General features: G+C 74.2%; 2 protein-coding genes. Both read right to left on the bottom strand.

Annotated elements, in window-relative coordinates:
• On the bottom strand, window positions 1-291 hold a 291-nt coding region (locus VR44_RS49375; RefSeq protein ID WP_045952168.1), incomplete at its 3' end, for a TerD family protein.
• Between the two features lie 319 nt (window positions 292-610).
• Window positions 611-1,050 (bottom strand): TerD family protein (locus tag VR44_RS37615; RefSeq protein ID WP_045952167.1); only part of this gene is annotated, 440 nt, incomplete at its 5' end.

Below are 1,050 nucleotides of genomic sequence, written 5' to 3'. Positions count from 1 at the left end.
GCGCACGGCCGTGCGCAGGGCCTCCTCGGCCAGGGCCGCGGCCTCGGGTGCGGCCAGTCCCCCGTCCGCGAGGAGGCCCGCGAGTCCGTCGGCGTAGCCCTGGCCGACGGCCCGGACCTTCCAGGCGCCCTGGCGCCGGTAGAGCTCCAGGGCGGTCAGGGCGGTCTCGGCGTCCAGGCCGGTGAGGGCGAAGGACGCGAACTCGGGCCCGCCCGCCTCGGCGAGCGCCACGTGCGGTGCCGGGACGGCGCCGAAGCGCAGGGGTCCGCCGGGCGGCAGGACGAGGAGCACGCCGATCCGGGCGAGCCGATCCGGGCGACCTCGGCCGCCACGGCGTCGAGGTCGAGGTCGAGGGTGTGCCGGTCGCCGGGCCCGGCGGGGACCCGGACCGCCGGGAGGCCGGGGGCGCCCGGGTGGGCGAGGGCTCCGGAGCCGGCGAGCCTGCCCCGTTCGTCCGCCAGCGAGGCCAGCGCGAGCACCGCGGTGCCGGCCGAGATCCTGACCTCCACCCGGCTGTGGGACACGGGGTGGTTCTGCCCCCGGACCAGTTCGGCCGTCATCGTGCAGCCCCTCCCCCGTGCCTTCTTCTCTTGTCTGCCGGTGCGGTTGTCTACAGGTGCGGCAGGATCGCCGGCATCAGGTCCTGGAAGGTCCGGCCGTTGGCCGGGGTGCCGAGGGCGGTCATCTGCCAGCCGCCGCCGGTCCGGGACACCTTCGCCATGATCTGCGCGGTGTACTGGCCGCCGCCGTCGAGGGTGTAGCGGGCCAGTTCCTGGCCGTTGGTCTCGTCGACGATGCGGCAGAACGCGTTCTGCACTTCCTGGAAGGTCTGTCCGGTGAACGAGTTCACCGTGAAGACGATCGTGTCGATGTGCACCGGCACGCGCTGCAGGTCGACGAGGATGGCCTCGTCGTCCCCGCCCTGGCCGACGCCGCCGACCAGGTTGTCACCGGTGTGGCGGACCGAGCCGTCGTCGCTCTGCAGGTGCCGGAAGAACACCACGTCCACGGGCTGCTTGTCGGCGAACAGCACCGCCGAGGCGTCCAGGT

The sequence above is a fragment of the Streptomyces katrae genome (assembly GCF_000966975.1).
In the GTDB taxonomy this organism is placed as follows: domain Bacteria; phylum Actinomycetota; class Actinomycetes; order Streptomycetales; family Streptomycetaceae; genus Streptomyces; species Streptomyces katrae.
The sequence above is the reverse complement of the archived record's forward strand: the minus strand, read 5'-3'. Positions and strand labels throughout refer to the sequence as shown.